The 17,466-nt window shown below is 74.4% G+C and carries 13 protein-coding genes; 9 read left to right on the forward strand and 4 right to left on the reverse strand.

All coding sequences use genetic code 11. The annotated features are described in order from the left end of the window. Positions 1-79: 79 nt before the first annotated feature. Positions 80-1,054 carry a threo-3-hydroxy-L-aspartate ammonia-lyase gene (locus tag Nocox_RS06870; RefSeq protein ID WP_020541502.1) on the reverse strand — a complete coding sequence of 325 codons (975 nt, stop codon included), beginning with the start codon at positions 1,052-1,054 and terminating at the stop codon, positions 80-82. 43 nt (positions 1,055-1,097) lie between these two features. After that, positions 1,098-2,006, reverse strand: coding sequence for a hypothetical protein (locus Nocox_RS06875; RefSeq protein WP_020541503.1), 909 nt, complete (start codon positions 2,004-2,006; stop codon positions 1,098-1,100). 152 nt (positions 2,007-2,158) lie between these two features. On the opposite strand from Nocox_RS06875, the gene Nocox_RS06880 reads away from it, so the two are divergent. Beyond that, complete coding sequence (locus tag Nocox_RS06880; RefSeq protein ID WP_020541504.1) at positions 2,159-3,130, forward strand: helix-turn-helix transcriptional regulator; 972 nt, start codon at positions 2,159-2,161, stop codon at positions 3,128-3,130. Between the two features lie 6 nt (positions 3,131-3,136). Here the strand turns inward: Nocox_RS06880 and Nocox_RS06885 are convergent, their stop codons facing one another. Further along, positions 3,137-3,493, reverse strand: coding sequence for an STAS domain-containing protein (locus tag Nocox_RS06885; protein WP_033408254.1), 357 nt, complete (start codon positions 3,491-3,493; stop codon positions 3,137-3,139). A 131-nt stretch (positions 3,494-3,624) separates the two neighbouring features. On the opposite strand from Nocox_RS06885, the gene Nocox_RS06890 reads away from it, so the two are divergent. From Nocox_RS06890 to Nocox_RS06925, 8 genes are all read left to right on the forward strand, one after another. After that, on the forward strand, positions 3,625-7,791 hold the full coding sequence (locus tag Nocox_RS06890) for a SpoIIE family protein phosphatase (protein ID WP_020541507.1): 4,167 nt from the start codon (positions 3,625-3,627) through the stop codon (positions 7,789-7,791). Then, complete coding sequence (locus Nocox_RS06895; protein WP_020541508.1) at positions 7,788-8,096, forward strand: STAS domain-containing protein; 309 nt, start codon at positions 7,788-7,790, stop codon at positions 8,094-8,096. Before Nocox_RS06890 ends, Nocox_RS06895 begins: the two co-directional genes overlap by 4 nt. A gap of 46 nt (positions 8,097-8,142) precedes the next feature. Further along, positions 8,143-8,487 (forward strand): ArsR/SmtB family transcription factor, encoded by a 345-nt coding sequence (locus Nocox_RS06900; protein WP_026213983.1) that lies wholly within the window; start codon positions 8,143-8,145, stop codon positions 8,485-8,487. Continuing rightward, complete coding sequence (gene mgtA, locus Nocox_RS06905; RefSeq protein WP_020541510.1) at positions 8,471-10,948, forward strand: magnesium-translocating P-type ATPase; 2,478 nt, start codon at positions 8,471-8,473, stop codon at positions 10,946-10,948. Before Nocox_RS06900 ends, mgtA begins: the two co-directional genes overlap by 17 nt. Before the next feature lie 215 nt (positions 10,949-11,163). Beyond that, on the forward strand, positions 11,164-11,637 hold the full coding sequence (locus Nocox_RS06910; protein WP_020541511.1) for a hypothetical protein: 474 nt from the start codon (positions 11,164-11,166) through the stop codon (positions 11,635-11,637). A gap of 73 nt (positions 11,638-11,710) precedes the next feature. Beyond that, positions 11,711-13,567 (forward strand): PucR family transcriptional regulator, encoded by a 1,857-nt coding sequence (locus Nocox_RS06915; RefSeq protein ID WP_026213984.1) that lies wholly within the window; start codon positions 11,711-11,713, stop codon positions 13,565-13,567. A gap of 136 nt (positions 13,568-13,703) precedes the next feature. Then, on the forward strand, positions 13,704-15,065 hold the full coding sequence (locus tag Nocox_RS06920) for a type III PLP-dependent enzyme domain-containing protein (RefSeq protein ID WP_020541513.1): 1,362 nt from the start codon (positions 13,704-13,706) through the stop codon (positions 15,063-15,065). Positions 15,066-15,145: 80 nt separating this feature from the next. Continuing rightward, positions 15,146-15,772, forward strand: coding sequence for a GNAT family N-acetyltransferase (locus Nocox_RS06925; protein WP_033408304.1), 627 nt, complete (start codon positions 15,146-15,148; stop codon positions 15,770-15,772). 42 nt (positions 15,773-15,814) lie between these two features. Here the strand turns inward: Nocox_RS06925 and Nocox_RS06930 are convergent, their stop codons facing one another. Further along, a complete protein-coding gene (locus Nocox_RS06930; RefSeq protein ID WP_020541515.1) occupies positions 15,815-17,392 on the reverse strand; it encodes a membrane dipeptidase in 1,578 nt (525 codons plus the stop codon). Positions 17,393-17,466 lie beyond the last annotated feature (74 nt).

A 17,466-nucleotide genomic window follows, 5' to 3' on the forward strand; every position in this document is an offset into this window, starting at 1 on the left:
AGGCGCTCGCCGGGCGGCCGAGCAGCGCCGGCGCGCGGAGACGGGCCGGCTGTTCCTGGCCCTGCCGCTCTTCGTCGCCTCAGGGGTGAGCCGCTAGAAGCTCCGTGAAGCGCCCGACGTCCACGTTGCCGCCGGAGGCGATCACGCCGATGCGCCGCGGCGGCTGACCCAGCCGCCCGGCCAGCAGCGCGGCGAGCGGCGTCGCGCCGCTCGGCTCGACGACCGTCTTCAACCGCCCGAACGCCATCCGCATCGCCTCACGGATCTCGTCGTCGGAGACCAGGACGACCTCGTCCACCAGATGCCTGTTGACGGAGAACGTCAGCTCGCCCGGGATCTCGGCCGCCATCCCGTCGGCGATCGTGCGCGGGATCGGGATCGGCACGCGCTCGCCGGCGGCCAGCGAGCGCTTGGTGTCGTCGCCCGCCTCGGGCTCCACGCCGATCACCCTGACGCCCGGCAGCAGCCCCTTGGCCGCCGTCGCGCTGCCCGCGATCAGGCCGCCGCCGCCGATGGGGACGATCAGCGCGTCCAGCTCGCCGACCTCCTCGATCAGCTCCAGCGTCGCGGTGCCCTGGCCGGCGATGACGTGCGGGTGCTCGTACGGCGGGATCAGCGTGAGCCCGCGCTCGGCGGCCAGCGCCTCCCCGATCGCCACCCGGTCGCCGGTGTAGCGGTCGTAGGTGACGATCTCCGCGCCGTAGCCGGCGGTGGCCTCGCGCTTGAGCCGCGGGGTGTCCTCCGGCATGACGATCACGGCGCTGCTGCCCAGCTCGCGGGCGGCCAGGGCGACGGCCTGGGCGTGGTTGCCCGAGGAGTAGGTGGCGATGCCCCGCGCGAGCTGCTCCGGCGTCAGCCGCGAGATCGCGTTGTACGCGCCGCGGAACTTGAACGCCCCGACCCGCTGGAGGTTCTCGCACTTGACGAAGACCTCGGCCCCTGCCAGCGCGTCGAGCGTACGGGAGCGCAGCACGGGCGTGCGGTGCGCGACGCCCTTGAGCCGGGCCGCGGCGTCGCGGACGTCGTCGAGGGTGACCGGGAGTGCGTCGGGCATCGCTGCTGCTCCTCAGACGGCGAGTCCCACGATAGCGGTGGGGTCAGCCCTCCGTGTCCTCGGAGAGGGAGCCGCAGCGGAAGCCGGGCTCGCGCTCCGGGTCGAGCTGGAGGCTGCCGAGGTTCGTGGTCGACATCGAGCGGCGGAAGGTCTCCTGCTTGTCGCAGTCGTAGAACACGTAGGTGTTCTCTTTTTCGCCGAGCAGCATCATCCAGCGGCCGTCGTAGAGCGGCTTGTCGGTGGCGGCGTCACGCAGCACCGCCCACTGGTCCTGGAAGCCGACGTAGCCGAGCAGGTCGTTGGCCTGACCGGTCTCCTGCACCTCGACGGCGCCCTTGACCAGGCTGAGGATCAGTACGAAGCCCAGCCCGAGCCCGGTCAGCGCGGCCACCAGCACCGTCATCCCCGCGCGGCCCACCCGCCTGCGGCGCAGCAGCCGGAACGGCACCAGGAAGGCGAGCACGCCGATCCCCACCGCTACGGCGACCATGAGGCCCAGCGTCAGGTCGGCGACCAGGTTGAACAGTCCCCAGTACGTCGCCCCCGACCACAGCGCGGCCAGCGCGGCGACGATCCACGGGCGCTCGCGCAGCCGGCCGAGCAGCCGGCCGGCCGCGCCCCGCGTGATCCTGTCGATGAGCCAGCCGAGGCCGACCAGGACGCCGATGGCCGGGATGAGCGCCAGCAGGAGCAGGATGAGCGTGCCCATGAGCCGGCCCAGCAGGACGGACTGGTCGATGCCGGCCTGCTGCGGGTTGATGCCGAAGACCCAGTAGACCTGCTCGATGCCGAGGTAGAGCACGGCGTACAGCGCGACGCCGACCGGCACCACCACGGCGCCGATGCGCTCCAGGACGGTGAGGACACCGCCGCCGTCCTCCTGCTCCGGAGCGGTGGGGAGCGGGGGCGGCTCCGGGGGCGCGCCGACGAGGCTCGCGGAGGGGGAGTGCATGGGGGGTCCCTTTCGAATCGTGCGGACGTCCGTGATGCCGCGGCGATGCTACAGGGGACAAGTCTCGAAATATTGAACTTTCAGCCATCGGGGAGACCGCATGTTATTTTCCTTTCCGGACGTTCTCCTTCCGGATCAGCAGCGGAGGCCCCATGGAGCCCGGCGCGAGCCCCACGGCGCGGGCCCTGATGACGCTCGACCTGCTCCAGGGCCACCCCGGCATCACGGCCGACCGGCTGGCCGACCGGCTCGGGGTCTCCGAGCGCGCCGCCCGCCGCTACATCGGCATCCTGCGCGAGGCCGGCATCCCTGTCGAGGCCGTCCGCGGCCCGTACGGCGGCTACCGGCTCGGGCGCGGGCTGCGGCTGCCGCCCCTGACGTTCACCGCGGCCGAGGCCCTGGGCCTGGTCATGGCGGTGCTCGACGGCCACCACGACGCGGGCGACCCGTCGGACCCGGTCGGCAGCGCGCTCGGCAAGATCATGCGGGCGCTGCCCGAGCCGGTGGCCGCCCAGGCCGAGGCGGTCCGGCGGACCACGGCGCCCGTGCCCGACCGCGGAGCGGCCCGGCCGGACCCGGGCATCACGGCCGCCCTCGTCCAGGCGTGCTCGGCCCACCGGCGGGCGCGGCTCGGCTACCGTTCCGAGGCGGGCAACGAGCGGACCATCGAGGTGGACCCGTGGGCGGTCGTCGTCCGCCACGGCCGCTGGTATCTGCTGTGCTGGTCCCACACCTCCGCAGGCCGCCGCGCCTACCGGGTCGACCGGGTCCGCGACGTGCGGGTCCTCGACGTCCCCTTCGAGCCGCCCGCCGGGCTCGACCCGGCCGCCGTCCTGGAGGAGCACCTGGCCGTCGGCTGGGACCACGAGGTCGAGGTCGTCGTCGAGGCCCCCGCCGAGCGGGTGGCAGGCTGGCTCTCCCGCGTCATGGGCCGCCCGGAACCGCTTGACGCCGCCACCACCCGCTTGGTGGGCAGCACGAACAACCCGGCCTGGTACGCCGAGGAGCTGGCCAGGCTGCCGGTGCCGTACCGGATCGTGAGATGTCCGGATCTGGTGCGGGCGGCGCGGACCCTGGGGGAGCGGCTGCTCGCCGCGAGCGCCGGAGCGGCGGACCCGAGCTGACCGCGGCTACCGCAGGGCGGCGATGGCCAGGTCGCGGCTGTCGTAGAAGGAGAGCAGCCGGTCCAGGCCCATGATCTTGAAGACGTGGGCGATGTCCGGCCCCAGCCCGGCCAGCGCGAGCCGCGCGCCGGCGTCATGGGCCCGCTGGTGCGCCATCACGAGCACGGAGATGCCCGTGGAGTCGCAGAACGGCAGCGCCGACAGGTCGATCACCAGCCCGTCGCCGGGCGCCAGCGCCACCTGTTCGAGCGCCTCCTGAAGCCGTGGAGAGGTGTGGTGGTCGAGGTCGCCGGCGACGACCAGCACATGGATGTGAGCCGAATGCGGTTGGTAGGTGACGGTCAGACCGGAATCCTGCTGCACCGAGGCTCCTGGGAGAGGGGTAGGACCTCGCGCCTGTGGAAGAGGGGCACGAGCCATGGGGTGATCTGCCCTATTCTACGTACTGTCGAGCTGGTGTCTGACCTGCCCGGCCACGAACGAAAGGGTCTCGTGTGGCACGCGACGACGCTGAACGGGGCCCGGTGACGGCGACCGGCGCCGAGCTCTTCACCGTTGACGACGAGATCGGCCGCGACCTCGCCGTGGTGGACTGGCGAGCCACCCCGCTCGGCCCCCCGGAGGAGTGGCCGCAGAGCCTCCAGACGGCCGTGAGCATCCTGCTGTCGTCCCGCTTCTCCATGTGGATGGCGTGGGGGCCTGAGCTCACGTTCTTCTGCAACGCCGCCTACCGCCGCGACACCCTCGGCCGCAAGTACCCGTGGGCGCTCGGCCGCCCGGCCGGCGAGGTGTGGGCCGAGATCTGGGACGACATCGGCCCCCGCATCGACACCGTGCTGGCCACGGGCCGGGCCACCTGGGACGAGGCGCTGCTGCTGTTCCTGGAGCGGGCCGGCTATCCGGAGGAGACCTACCACACCTTCTCCTACAGCCCGCTGCGCGACGACGACGGCTCGGTGGTCGGCATGCTCTGCGTGGTCAGCGAGGAGACCGACCGGGTCGTCGGCGAGCGGCGCATGGCGACCCTGCGCGACCTCGGCTCCGACCCCAGCGTGGTGCGCACCGAGCAGGAGATGCTCGCCTTCGCCTGCCGCCAGCTCGGGCAGAACCCCCAGGACCTCCCCTTCACCATCACCTACCTGTTCGACGACGACGGCGGCGCGCGCCTGGCCGAGGCGACCGGCATCCCGGCCGGGCATCCGGCCGCCCCCGCCGTCCTGTCCGCCGACGACCCGGACCCGGTGTGGCCGCTCGCCGCGCTCGCGAGGGGCGAGTCCGAGCTGACGGCGCTCGACGCCGCGCCGTTCGCCGGGCTGCCCACCGGGCACTGGAACGAGCCGCCCACGCGGGCGCTCGTGGTGCCGCTGCTCCAGCAGGGCGGCGGGCCGTACGGGTTCCTGGTGGCCGCGCTCAACCGGTACCGGCCGCTCGACGACGGCTACCGCGGCTTCGTCGAGCTGGCCGCCGGCCACGTCGCGGCCGGCATCTCCTCCGCCCGCAGCTACCAGGCCCAGCAGCGGCGGGCCGAGGAACTGGCCGAGCTGGACCGGGCGAAGACCGTCTTCTTCTCCAACATCAGCCACGAGTTCCGCACCCCGCTCACCCTGATCATGGGGCCGGTGCAGGAGCTGCGCGGCGCGCTCGCCGACGCCGGCCCGCGGGTGCGCCAGGACCTGGAGGTCATCCACCGCAACGGGCTGCGCCTCGGCAAGCTCGTCAACACCCTGCTCGACTTCTCCCGCCTCGAAGCCGGCCGCATGCAGGCCCGCTACGAGCCGGTGGACCTCGCGGCCGTCACCGCCGAGCTGGCCAGCGTCTTCCGCTCCGCGATCGACAAGGCCGGGCTGGAGTTCCGGGTCGACTGCCCCCCGCTCCCCGAGCCGGTCCACATCGACCGGAGCATGTGGGAGAAGGTCGTGCTCAACCTGCTGAGCAACGCGCTGAAGTTCACCTTCGACGGCTCGGTCGGCGTCAGCGTGCGCGAACGCGACGGGCACGCGGTCGTCACCGTCACCGACACGGGCATCGGCATCCCGGCCGAGGAGCTGCCGCGGCTGTTCGAGCGGTTCCACCGCATCGAGAGCGCCCGCTCGCGCTCCCACGAGGGCAGCGGCATCGGGCTGGCCCTGGTCCAGGAACTGGTCGGACTGCACGGCGGCACCATCACCGCCGACAGCACCGAGGACGAGGGCACGACGTTCACCGTCCGGCTGCCCTTCGGCTCCGCGCACCTGCCTCCCGGCAGCATCATCGCGCCGGGGGCGGCGGAGACGGTCTCGGCCGGCGCCGACCCGTACGTCCAGGAGGCCCTGCGCTGGCTCCCCGAGGACGACGGCCTCGCGCAGGCGACGGCCGAGGTCACCGCCGGAGCCGGCACGCCGGTGCCGGACGGCGGCCCGGCGGCCCGCGTGCTGATCGCCGACGACAACAGCGACATGCGCGAATACCTCGTCCGGCTGCTGAGGGGCGCCGGCTACCAGGTCACCGCCGTCGGCGACGGGCTGGAGGCCCTGGACGCCGTCCGCGCGGACGCGCCCGACCTCGTGGTCAGCGACGTGATGATGCCGCGACTGGACGGCCTGGCCCTGGTCTCGGCGCTGCGCTCCGACCCGCGCACGGCCGGCGTGCCGGTGCTGCTGCTGTCGGCCCGCGCCGGGCAGGAGGACTCCATCGAGGGCCTGGAGGCGGGCGCCGACGACTACCTGGTCAAACCGTTCTCGGCGGCCGAGCTGCTGGCCAGGGCGCGGGCCAACGTGGAGCTGGCGCGGATGCGCAACCACCACACCCGGTGGCGCACCGCCATGATCGACTCGTTGCAGGAGGGGTTCTTCGTCACCGACGAGACCGGCGCGGTGATCGAGGTCAACTCGGCCTTCACCGACATGCTCGGCTACGGGCCCGAGGAGCTGCCGTACGCCCCCGAACACCCCTGGTGGCCGGACACGGACGCCGATCCGCAGGCGCGCGCCCTGGTCGCCGAGGCGTTCGAACGCATGATGAACGAGGGCAGAGGCAGCAGCCACGTCCCCGTCACCCACCGGGACGGGCACCTGGTGTGGATCACGGTCACGTTCAACGCGGTCACCGACCCCGACACCGGCCGCCGCCGCGTCGTCGGCACCATGCGCGACGTCACCGCCGAGCACTACCTCGTGCAGCGCGAGAGCGCGCTCGCCGCGCTCAGCATGCGGGTCTCCCAGGCGGGCAACCTGACCGACGCCCTGGCCGGCGGGCTGGAGGCGTTGCAGGAGGTCTGGCGGGCCCGGCAGGTCCTCGCCGTCGTCTGGGCCGACGACCAGCCGCGCGGCCTGGCCCGCGCGCCCGCGGGCGGAGACTGGCCCGGCCTGCCCGAGGATCTGCGGGAGAAGCTGGCCGCGCTGCGCGAGCAGCCGCCCCTCCGGCCGGTCGCGCCCGGCACGGACGGCGCCGGCATCACCCTCGAACACCCCGAAGGGCTGCTCACCGTCTGGGTCGACCTGGGCCAGAACCGGCCCTTCACCGGCGAGGACCAGACCCTGCTGGCGCTGCTCGCCGGACACCTCGGCCAGGGCCTGCACCGGGTGCACCAGCTCGACCAGCAGCGCGAGGCGGCCGTGGCGCTCCAGAGGGCCATCCTGGGCCCGTCCGAGCTGCCCGACGGCTTCGCCGTCCGCTACGAGCCGGCCGGCCGGCCCCTGGAGGTCGGCGGCGACTGGTACGACATCGTGCCGCTGTCCGGCCCGCGCATCGGCATCGTGGTCGGCGACTGCGTGGGGCGCGGGCTGGAGGCCGCCGCCGTCATGGGGCAACTGCGCAGCGCCTGCCGGGCCCTGCTGCTCCAGGACGCCGGGCCGGCGCAGGTGTTCACGGCGCTCGACCGGTTCGCGGCCCTCATCCCGGGGGCCAAGTGCACCACCGCGTTCTGCGGCGTCCTCGACACCTCCACCGGCGAACTCGTCTACTCCAGCGCCGGCCACCCGCCCGGCATCCTCGCCCACGCCGACGGCAGCACCGAGCTCCTGGAGGGCGGCCGGTCGGTCCCGCTCGCCGTGCGGGGCGGCAGGGCGCGGCCGGAGGCGCGGTGCACCATGCCGCCCCGGTCCACGCTGCTCGTCTACACCGACGGGCTGGTCGAACGGCGGCGGCGTCCGCTGACGGCCGGCATCGACGCGGCCAGCGCCGCCGTACAGGCCGGGTGCGCCACCCCCATCGATGCCCTCGCGAGCGAGGTCATGACCAGCCTCACCCCGGACGGCGGCTTCAGCGACGACGTCGCGCTGCTCCTCTACCGCCAGCCCGCCCCGCTGGAGGTCGCCTTCCCCGCCGAGTCCGGCCAGCTCGCCCCCGTGCGCGCGGCGCTGCGCGAGTGGCTGGGCCGCTGCGAGCTCGCCCCCGCGCAGGTGCAGAGCGTGCTCGTGGCGGCGGGGGAGGCGTGCGCCAACGCCATCGAGCACGGGCACCGCGACGCCCCCGGCCGGACGATCCGCCTGCGGGCGGTCGCCACCGGCCGCGGACTGCACCTCACCGTGACCGACAGCGGACGGTGGAAGATCCCCGAGCCCGAGGCCAACCCGCACCGCGGACGGGGCGTCGCGCTCATGCACGCCCTGATGAACGAGGTGACCATCCAGCCCGGCGCCGCCGGCACCACCGTCGACCTGCATGCGAGGATCTTCCCTTGACCGCACCCCTCACCGTGGTCGCCTCGCAGCGGCCGGACGGCACCCTGGTCCTCGCCTGCGCGGGCGAGATCGACATGAGCAACGCACGCGCCCTTGACGAGGCGCTGGCCGGCGCGGACGGCGACGGCACCGTGCTGGTCGACCTCAGCGCGGTCGAGTATCTGGACAGCGCGGGCCTGACCGTGCTGTTCTCCCATGCCGAGCGCATCCGGCTGGTCGCCAACCCGCTGCTCGAACCCGTCCTCACGATCTCCGGGCTCGCCGAGCTCACCACCGTCGAGGGCCTCGACGGCGACGATCAGTGAGCCCGGTGCTTCTAGACTTGACCGCTGTCGGGAGGAAAGGGAGAAGATGGCGGCCAATGAGAGGGTTGACCCATCGGCCGACGTGCTCGACCAGGCGGCCGCCGTGTTCGGGCTGCTGTCCTCGCCGTCCCGGCTGCACATCGTGTGGGCGCTGGCGCAGGGCGAGTGCGACGTGTCCGGGCTGGCCGAGCGGGTGGGCGGCGCGCTGCCCGCGGTCAGCCAGCACCTGGCCAAGCTGAAGCTGGCCGGTCTGGTCCGGTCGCGGCGCGAGGGCCGCAGGGTGGTCTACCTCATCGACGACCAGGACATCGTGACCACGGTGCAGGGCCTGGTCGGCCGGCTCGCCGAACGGCGGGGCCCCGGGGAGCGCGCCCGTGGTCTGGGCGCCTGAGGCTGCCGACACCCCGCTCCGGGTCCTGCGGCGGCTGGAGACCGGCCCGCGCGGACTCGTGGCCGCCGACGCCGAGGCCCGGCTGCTCGACCACGGCGAGAACGTCGTCCCGTCCCGCCGGCCGCCCACCCTGCCGCGCCGGTTCGTCCGCAGCCTGCGCGACCCGTTCACGCTGGTGCTGCTGGGGCTGGGCCTGGTCAGCGCGCTGATCGCGTCCTGGGCCACGGCGGGCGTCATCGTCCTGCTGGTCGCCGTGAGCTGCCTGCTGCGCTCCAACGGCGAGTACCGCGCCGACCGCTCGACCGCCGCGCTGCGCAGGCTGGTCGCCACCACGACGACCGTACGGCGGCGCGCGACGAAGGACGCCGAGCCGGAGGAACGGGAGATCCCGGCCGACCAGCTCGTGCCCGGCGACGTGATCAAGCTGGGCCCCGGCGACCTGGTGCCCGCCGACGCGCGGCTGCTGCGGGCCAACGGCCTGACCGTGCACCAGGCGCAGCTCACCGGCGAGTCCGCGCCGGTGCCCAAACGGGCGCTCGACCTGCCGGAGGGCGACGAGCACCTGCTGTGGCAGGGCAGCAGCGTGACCTCGGGCAGCGCGCTCGCCGTGGTGACCGCCACGGGAGCCGCCACCCGCTTCGCCGGCGCCTACGCCGGCCCCCTGCCCTCGCGGCGCGGGGCCGGGCGGCGGACGTCGGCCTTCGACCGGTCCGTGAACGGGCTCTCCTGGGTGCTGGTCAGGGGCATGCTGGTCATCCCGCCGGTCGCCCTCGTCGCCAACGCGGTGCTGCGCGGCAAAGGGCTGGAGGCGCTGCCGTTCGCGGTGGCCGTGGCGGTCGGGCTGACGCCCGAGATGCTGCCCGTCGTGGTGACCACCGTGCTGGCCAGAGGGTCGGCGCTGCTGGCGCGGCGCGGCGTGATCGTCAAACGGCTGTCCGCGCTGCCCGACGTGGGCGCGATCGACATCCTGTGCATGGACAAGACCGGGACGCTCACCCGCGACCGCCCGGTGCTGAGCGGGTCCGTCGGCCCCGGCGGGCGGCCCGACCCCGAGCCGCTGCGCTGGGCGGCCGTCAACGGCCTGTGGACGCTGCACCTCGCCGACCCGCCCGCCCCCGACCCGCTCGACGAGGCCATCCTCGCGGGCGCCCCCGACCTGGGCGAGGTCGAAGGGCTGGACGCGGTGCCGTTCGATCCGCTGACCCGGGTCTCCCGCGCGCTCGTCCGCGACGGCGAGGACGTCGTCGTGGTGGTCAAGGGCGCCGTCGAGGCGGTGCTGGAGCGGTGCGCGCTGGGCGAGCGCGAGCGGCGGCGCGCGAACGCCACCGCCGCCTCCCTCGCGCGGGCGGGCGCCCGCGTGCTGGCCGTCGCCCGCGGGCCCGCGTCCGCGCGGACCGGCCTGGACGCCGCGGGGGAGCGCGACCTCACCCTCGTCGGCTTCGTCACCCTGGCCGACGAGCCCTCGCCGGACGCCGCGGCCGCCCTCGCGCTCCTCGCCCGCCGCGGCGTCAAGGTCAAGATCCTGACCGGCGACCACCCGGGGACGGCCGCCAGGATCTGCCGCGAGCTGGGCCTGGAGGCGGGCGAGGTGGCCGACGCGGCCGGCCTCACCGCCGCGGCGGCCGAACGGGCCACGGTGATCGCCCGCTGCACGCCCGAGCAGAAGGCCCGCGTCGTCCGCGCGCTGCGCGCCGCCGGGCACACCGTCGGCTTCCTCGGCGACGGCGTCAACGACCTGCCCGCCATGCGCGCCGCCGACGTCGGCATCTGTCCGCGCGCCGCCGTGGACGTCACCCGCGAGGCCGCCGACATCGTGCTGGCGGGCAAGGACCTGTCGGCCATCGGCCAGGCGGTCGCCGTGGGCCGGCGCAGCAGCGGCAACATCGTCACGTACCTGCGCATCGCGCTGTCCTCGAACCTCGGCAACGTGATCGCGATGCTGGTGGCCGGGCTGGCGCTGCCGTTCCTGCCGATGCTGCCGGTCCAGGTGCTCGCCCAGAACCTCTGCTTCGACGCCGCCCAGCTCGCCCTCGCCTTCGAACGGCCGGGCCCGGCCGCGCTGCGCCGCCCGTTCCGGCTGCGGCGGCGGGCCGTGCTCCGTTTCATCCTGGGCTTCGGGCTGGTCAACGCGGGCGTCGACCTGGCCACGTTCGCGGTGCTGACCCGCGTGCCCGGCATGGAGGGCGAGCCGGCCTTCCACACCGGCTGGCTGGTCGAGAACATGCTCACCCAGGCCGCCATCATGCTGCTCCTGCGGCCCGTCAGGCGGGTGTCGCGCCCGCTCGGCCTGGCGACGGGCGCGCTCGCGGTCGCCGGCCTGCTGCTGCCGCTCTCGCCGCTCGCGCCGGCGCTGGGGCTGGTCAGGCTGCCCGTCACCAGTGTGCTGTGGCTGCTGCTGGTGCTGGTCCTGTACGCGGGGGTGCTGGTGGCCCTGACCGCCCGTACGCGACGCCGGGCGTGACGGCAGCGCGTACGCCCGGCGGAGTACGCGCCCGGGGCGTCCGACGTGGTGATCGCCGACCCCTAGGGGCGAACCCCTGAGGACCAGGGCGGTATGCCCCGACCCCGCCGTACGTGCGGCGGGGTAGCACGAGTGCCGCCCGAGGCCGGATGTCTGGCTGCTCCCGATTCACGAGTCTTGAGTACGACGCAAACGACTTCGACAGGGAGCACGACATGACCGCCACCATCGAGACCATGGTCTCCAAGCTGGCCGCCTGGCTGAACCGGCACAGCATCGACGTCCTGCGGATCAGTCTCGGGCTGGTCTTCGTGGCCTTCGGGACGCTCAAGTTCTTCCCGGGGGTGAGCCCGGCGGAGACGCTGTCGGTGGCCACGCTGGAGAGACTGTCCATGGGCCTGCTGTCGGGGTACGCCGCGCAGGCCGTGATCGCCGGGATGGAGGTCTTCATCGGCCTCACGCTCGTGACGGGCAGGCTGCTGAAGACGGGGCTGGTGGTGATGGCCGGCGCGCTGGCCGGGTTCTTCGCCCCGTACGCGCTGTTCTTCACCGATCTGTTCCCCGGTGCGCCCACGCTGGAGGCGCAGTACATCTTCAAGGACATCGTCCTCGCCGCCGCGGCCCTGGTGATCGGCGCCCGCGCCCTCGGCGCCCACCTGGTCCCCGGTCGCGGGCACACCGCGGCGTGAGCCCCGGACCGGACCTCCTCCGGCGCCCGACCCGGCGTCCGAGGAGGTCAGCGGCTTACGTATGCTCCCCGGCATGACCGGTCGCGCCACCCGTGACACCGCGCTCACCCTGCGGGAACTGCTCGCCTTCGACGAGGGCGGCATCCTGCGGCTGCTGCTCGCGCCCTCCGGGCAGGACGTGGCCATCACCGGGATGATCATCGGCGAGGAGGGCGCGGCCCGCTCGTACGCGGGGCGGATCGTGCTCGCGGTCGGGGTGCTGCCGTCGGTGAACGACTTCATCCGCGAGGCGGCGGAACGCGGAGCCGTCGCGGTCGTGCTGCGCGACGACCCGAGTCTCGACGCCGGCTTCGATCCCGGCCGCGCCGCCCGCCCCGGCCCGAGCCTCGACCCGCTCCCCGAGGAAGTGTCCGCGGCGGCGGGGGCGCCCGCGGTCGCGGAGCGGGCCGGGATCGCGCTGCTCGCCCGTGCCGCGTGGGCCGACTGGGACGACGTGGCCACCCTGGTGCGCTCGGCCGCCGCGTACGCCGGAGCCGGACGCGGGGACCGGATGGCCGACGTCACGGCCGGCGGCGGGCTGGCGGCGCTGGCGTCGGCGGTGGCCGAGTTCACCGGCGGGTCGATCACCATCGAGGACACCGCGTTCCGGGTGCTGGCGTACTCCGCCATCGGGCCCGAGGCCGACGAGCTGCGCCGCTCCACCATCCTCGGCGGCCGGGTGCCGGACTGGCGGGTGGAGGAGCTGCGGCGCAGCGGGCTGCTGCGGACGTTGTGGTCCTCGGACGAGGTGATCCACCGGCCCGCCGACGGCTCCAGCCCCGAACGGCTGATCATCGCCATCCGCAGTGGCCGGGAGATGCTCGGCTCCATCTGGGCCGCCGCGGACGCCGGGGGCCCGTTCACCGAGGGCGCGGCGCGGGCGCTGCGCAGGGCGGCCGAGGTGGCGGTGCCGTACCTGGTGCAGCACCGGCTGCGGGAGAGCGGCGCGCGGCGGCGCGAGGAGCACGCGCTGCGCGCCCTGCTGGCCGGGCGCGGGGACATGACCACCCACGCCTGGACGCTCGGCCTCGCCCCGGACCTGCCGTGCGCGGTCGTGATCGCCGAACTCGCCGGCCCGGCCGCCCCTCACGACCCTGGAAGCTTCAAGAGCCCGGGGAGCCCGGGGAGCGGTGGGCGTGGCCCCGGCGACCCCGGCGAGCCCGTGGATCCCGGGCTCGCGGCCCTGCCCGCCGCCCTGCCTGGGGACTCGGCGGCCGGCTCGTCCGCGGCCGTGGCCGGGCAGCAGCGGGAGGCGGTCGTCGAGCGGACGATGGGGCTGCTGGCCGTGCAGGCCACCTCCTACCGTCCCGGGATCCGGGTCCTGCGCGACGGCGGGCGGGTGACGGCGCTGGTGCCGGTACGGCGGGGCGCCGAGCGGGACGTGCTCGCCCTGGCCCGCGAGCTGGACACGCTGGCCGCCTCGCTGGGGAGCGCGGCCCAGGGCGCGGGGCCGGTGTGGGTGGGAGCGGGCCCGGTCGTGCCGTCCCCGCTGCGCGCCGCCGACTCCCGCGCCGACGCCGAGCTGGTCGTACGGGTGCTGCGCGAACGGCGGGGGGCGCGCCGGCATGCTTCGGCGGCCGAGCTGGGGGTGGCCCTGGACGTGCAGCGGGTGCTGGACGCCGTCCGGCCGGTCTGGGAGCGGGGCAGCGGGCCGGTGTACGACCTGGTGCGGGCCGACCTCGCGGCGGGCGGCGAGCTGGTCCGCTCGCTCGCCGCGTACCTGGACGCCTCCTGCGACGTCGGCCGTGCCGCCGAGCGGCTGGTCCTGCACCCCAACACCCTGCGTTACCGGCTGCGCCGCGTCCGCGACCGGTACGGCGTGGACCTGGACGACCCCGACACCCGGCTCATGCTGACCCTCGCGGTCCGCCTGGCCACCCGCCCGCGCTGACCCTTTGGCCGGACGGACAGAAGGGGCCGTGACCTTTGGCCTGCCGGACGAAGACTCCAAGCCCCGGCATGCCCGAATCTGTTTTCGTCCCATCCGAAAGCCACGCACCCCCCGTGTTCGCCCAGGAGCCCCGTTCGTGATCCACGGCAGCCCCACGCTCTCCCCCACCCGTACCACCGCCGACCGGGTCGCCGACGTCGTCCGGCACGCGGTCAGGACCGGCGCGGTCGGCCCGGCCCACCCGGTCGCCGGCTTCGTCGACGTCGAGGGCGTGCGCGACTCGGTCGCCGCCCTGCGCGAGGCGTTCGCCCCCGCGCCCCGGGTGCTGCACACCTTCGCCGCCAAGGCGGCGTCCCTGATCCCGGTCCTGCGGCTGCTCGCCGAGCAGGGCATGGGCTGCGAGGTCGCCAGCCCGGGTGAGCTGCGCCTCGCGCTCGACGCCGGGTTCGCGCCCGGCGACATCGTCCTCGACTCGCCCGCCAAGACGCGCGCGGAGCTGGCGGAGGCCCTGGCGCTCGGGGTCGCGGTCAACGCCGACAACCTCGACGAGCTGTGCCGCATCGACGAGCTGCGCGGGCCGGGGTCCGCGTCGGTCGTCGGGCTGCGGGTGAACCCGCAGGTGGGCAGCGGCTCCATCGGCGCGATGAGCACGGCGACGGCCACGTCCAAGTTCGGGGTGACGCTGCGCGATCCCGGCAACCGCGAGCGGGTGGTGCGCGCCTTCGCCGAGCGTCCGTGGCTGACCCGCCTGCACGCGCACGTCGGCTCCCAGGGCTGCCCGCTGGAGCTCATCGCGGCGGGCATCGCGGAGACGTACGCGCTGGCCGAGGAGATCAACGCCGCGCTGGGCGAGCGCCGGATCACGAGCCTCGACATCGGCGGCGGCCTGCCGGTGAACTTCGCCGACGACGAGACCACCCCCACCTACGCCGAGTACGTGGCCGCGCTCCAGGCCGCCGTCCCCGGGATCCTCGACGGCCGGTACGCGCTGGTCACCGAGTTCGGCCGCTCCCTGCTGGCCAAGAACGGCTTCATCGCCGCCCTGGTCGAGTACACGAAGGACGCGGGCGGGCGGCGGATCGCGATCACGCACGCGGGCGCGCAGGTGGCGACCCGTACGGTCTTCATGCCGGAGGCGTGGCCGCTGCGGGTGGCCGCGTTCGACGCCGACGGGCGGCCCAAGGACGGACCGCTCCTCGCGCAGGACGTGGCCGGGCCGTGCTGCTTCGCCGGCGACGTGGTCGCGTGGGCCAGGGAACTGCCGGAGCTGGCGGAGGGCGACGTGGTCGTGCTGCGCGACACCGGGGCCTACTACTTCTCGACGCCGTGGGCGTACAACAGCCTGCCGTACCCGGGGGTGCACGGTTTCACGGTCGAGGACGGCGGTGAGGTGCGCCTGGCCACCGTACGGCCCGCGCAGACCCTCGACGAGATCGCGGCGACCAGCGGCCTGGCGTACGCGGGGGCGCTGGGCGGCCTCCTGGAGCCGGCGCTCTGACCTGGAGGAACGGCGTCCTCGCGGGCGCCGTTCCTCTCTTGAGGTTGTGGGAGCGCTCCCACCGTGACAGCCTCGTCCGCATGACCGTGACCATCAGGCCGTACCGGCACGCGACGGACAAGGACGCCCTCTACGACATCTGCGTCAGGACCGGCGACGCCGGGGAGGACTCCCGGCACCTCTACCCCGACCCCGACCTGCTGCCGAGCATCTTCGCCGCGCCGTACGTCCACCTCGAACCCGATCTGGCCTTCGTCGCCGACGACGGGGAGCGGGCGGTCGGCTACATCGTCGGCTGCGCGGACACGCCCGCCTTCGTCAGGGCGTACCGGGAGAAGTGGCTGCCGACCCTGGCCGGCCGTTATCCGGCCCCGGCGCCTGGGCACGTGCCCGCCACGCCCACCGAGCAGCTGGTCGCCCTGCTGCACGACCCGGAGCGGATGATCCTGCCCGAACTCGCCGGATACCCCGCCCACCTGCACATCGACCTGCTGCCCGGCCACCAGCGGGCCGGGCACGGCCGGGCGCTGATGACCGCGTTCCTGGGGGCGCTCGCGGACGGGGGCGTGGCCGCCGTGCACCTGAGCATGCTCACGGCCAACACCCGCGCCCGCGCCTTCTACGACCGGCTGGGCTTCCACGAGCTCCCGGTCCCCGACCCGGGCCCGGTCACCTACCTCGGCCGCGCCACCACCCCGCCCGCCTGACATCTGCCGTGCCGGTCAGCCTGCGGGTGGCCGAGGTCACGCTCACGACGGCGGTCTGACGGCGGCCTCCCACGTCCGCAGGTACGACTCCGCGCCCGCCGCGAGGTCGCGGACCAGGTCCTGGCCGGCCAGGTGGCGCATGTCCTCGATCCAGTCGGGGACCAGGCCGTAGTGGGCCACCCCGTCCACGTTGACGTCCCAGACGCGTTCGCCGGTGCGCGCCCGGTCCAGCGACACGCTCCCGTCGTACGAGGCGAACGGGTACGTCACCGGGTTCGCGGCGTTGCCCGCGCGCGGTCCTGGCAACTGGCCCATGCCGTTGACGTCCAGGCCGTAGCCGTAGCCCGGCACCTGGTAGCGCTGCCGCAGCGGCGCCGTGCGCTGCCACTCCGCGACGAACTCCGTGGCGTCGTGGCCGTACTGGGTGACCATGCCGCCGAGGGCGTAGATCCGGGGCAGGAAGTTCGGGTCGGCCCAGCTGTGCGAGGAGATCACGCCGGGGTAGCGGGCGGCCTCCAGCAGGTCGAGCGTACGATCGGCGGCCTTGACGCTCATGTGGTCGAGTTCGATCAGCATGCCGCGCCGCATCATGCCCTGGACCATGTGCTCGCCGAGGGCGGTCAGGCCGCGGGTGTTGCAGTGCGGCGCCGGCGGATAGAGCGGCAGCGACACGCCGGGCGGGAGCAGCCGGGCGATCTGGTCGGGGAGCACGCCGGCCGGGTCGATCGTGTTGTCGTGCTCGGGGCCGGTGCAGGTGCGGGCCTGCCAGAAGGAGCCGGTGCCGAGCAGGTTGCCGACGTTGACGATCGCGCCCTGGGTGCCGGAGTCGAAGCGCACGCCGCACAGCGCGTTGTCGTACTTGTGGCAGACGAACATGCCGCGCACGCCGAGCGCGTGCATCTCGTCCAGGCCCCGGTCGATCTGGGCCTTCGTGCACTGCGGGATGCCGAGGACCTGGCGGCAGCCGAACGGCTCGGAGGTCTCGACGCCGAGCACGACGGCCAGTTTGCCCGCCTCGATCACCCGCCTGGCCTCGGCGGGGTCGGTGACGATGCGGAACCAGCCCTGTCCCGGGCCGCCCGCCTCGGCGTCGATGTGGGCCTGCAGCTCGCGGGCCCGCTGCGCCTGGAGCCTGATGGAGGCCATCTCGTCGCAGGAGTACTTCTTCAGCGGGTAGATCGCGCAGAGCTGCCGGTTGGCCACCAGATGGTTGACCAGCACCCGGAGCCCGCCGCGCCAGGCGCGCGCGACCCAGGTGTAGTACGCCTGCTGGTGGGTCAGCGAGTCGTGCGCCGGCCAGTCGCGGAAGGTGGGCCAGCCGGCGGGGTCGTGGGTGCCTGTGGGGGAGCCGGTGCGGGTGAAGTTCTCGTACCACGCGAGCCGGCCGTCGGGGTAGTGGTCGGGGCAGTCGGCCAGGGCGCGCGCGATGCCGCCGGGATCGAACGGCTTGCCGCACATCAGCATGCCGCCGAACGTCTCGTAGGAGAACAGGTGGCTGTGGCCGTCGACGAAACCGCTCACGGGAGTGGCGGCGGCGACCGGGGGAGCGGGGGCGACGGGCGCGACCAGCGCGCCGGTCAGGAGGAGGACGGCCGCGGCCGTCCTGAGCGGGTGGAACACGGGACCACCTCCCAGGCTGCGTAACCGGGGTCGCCGTCAGCATCCACCGCGGTCGCGGGCTCGGCAAGATGAAC

It is taken from the genome of Nonomuraea coxensis DSM 45129, assembly GCF_019397265.1.
In the GTDB taxonomy this organism is placed as follows: Bacteria; Actinomycetota; Actinomycetes; order Streptosporangiales; family Streptosporangiaceae; genus Nonomuraea; species Nonomuraea coxensis.

Bases quoted from the DNA above. Each gene is read 5' to 3' on its own strand.
- Nocox_RS06925 (WP_033408304.1), top strand. From the start codon at position 15,146: ATGACCGTGACCATCAGGCCGTACCGGCACGCGACGGACAAGGACGCC.
- Nocox_RS06900 (WP_026213983.1), top strand. From the start codon at position 8,143: ATGGCGGCCAATGAGAGGGTTGACCCATCGGCCGACGTGCTCGACCAG.
- Nocox_RS06915 (WP_026213984.1), top strand. From the start codon at position 11,711: ATGACCGGTCGCGCCACCCGTGACACCGCGCTCACCCTGCGGGAACTG.
- Nocox_RS06870 (WP_020541502.1), bottom strand. From the start codon at position 1,054: ATGCCCGACGCACTCCCGGTCACCCTCGACGACGTCCGCGACGCCGCG.
- Nocox_RS06880 (WP_020541504.1), top strand. From the start codon at position 2,159: ATGGAGCCCGGCGCGAGCCCCACGGCGCGGGCCCTGATGACGCTCGAC.
- Nocox_RS06875 (WP_020541503.1), bottom strand. From the start codon at position 2,006: ATGCACTCCCCCTCCGCGAGCCTCGTCGGCGCGCCCCCGGAGCCGCCC.
- Nocox_RS06910 (WP_020541511.1), top strand. From the start codon at position 11,164: ATGACCGCCACCATCGAGACCATGGTCTCCAAGCTGGCCGCCTGGCTG.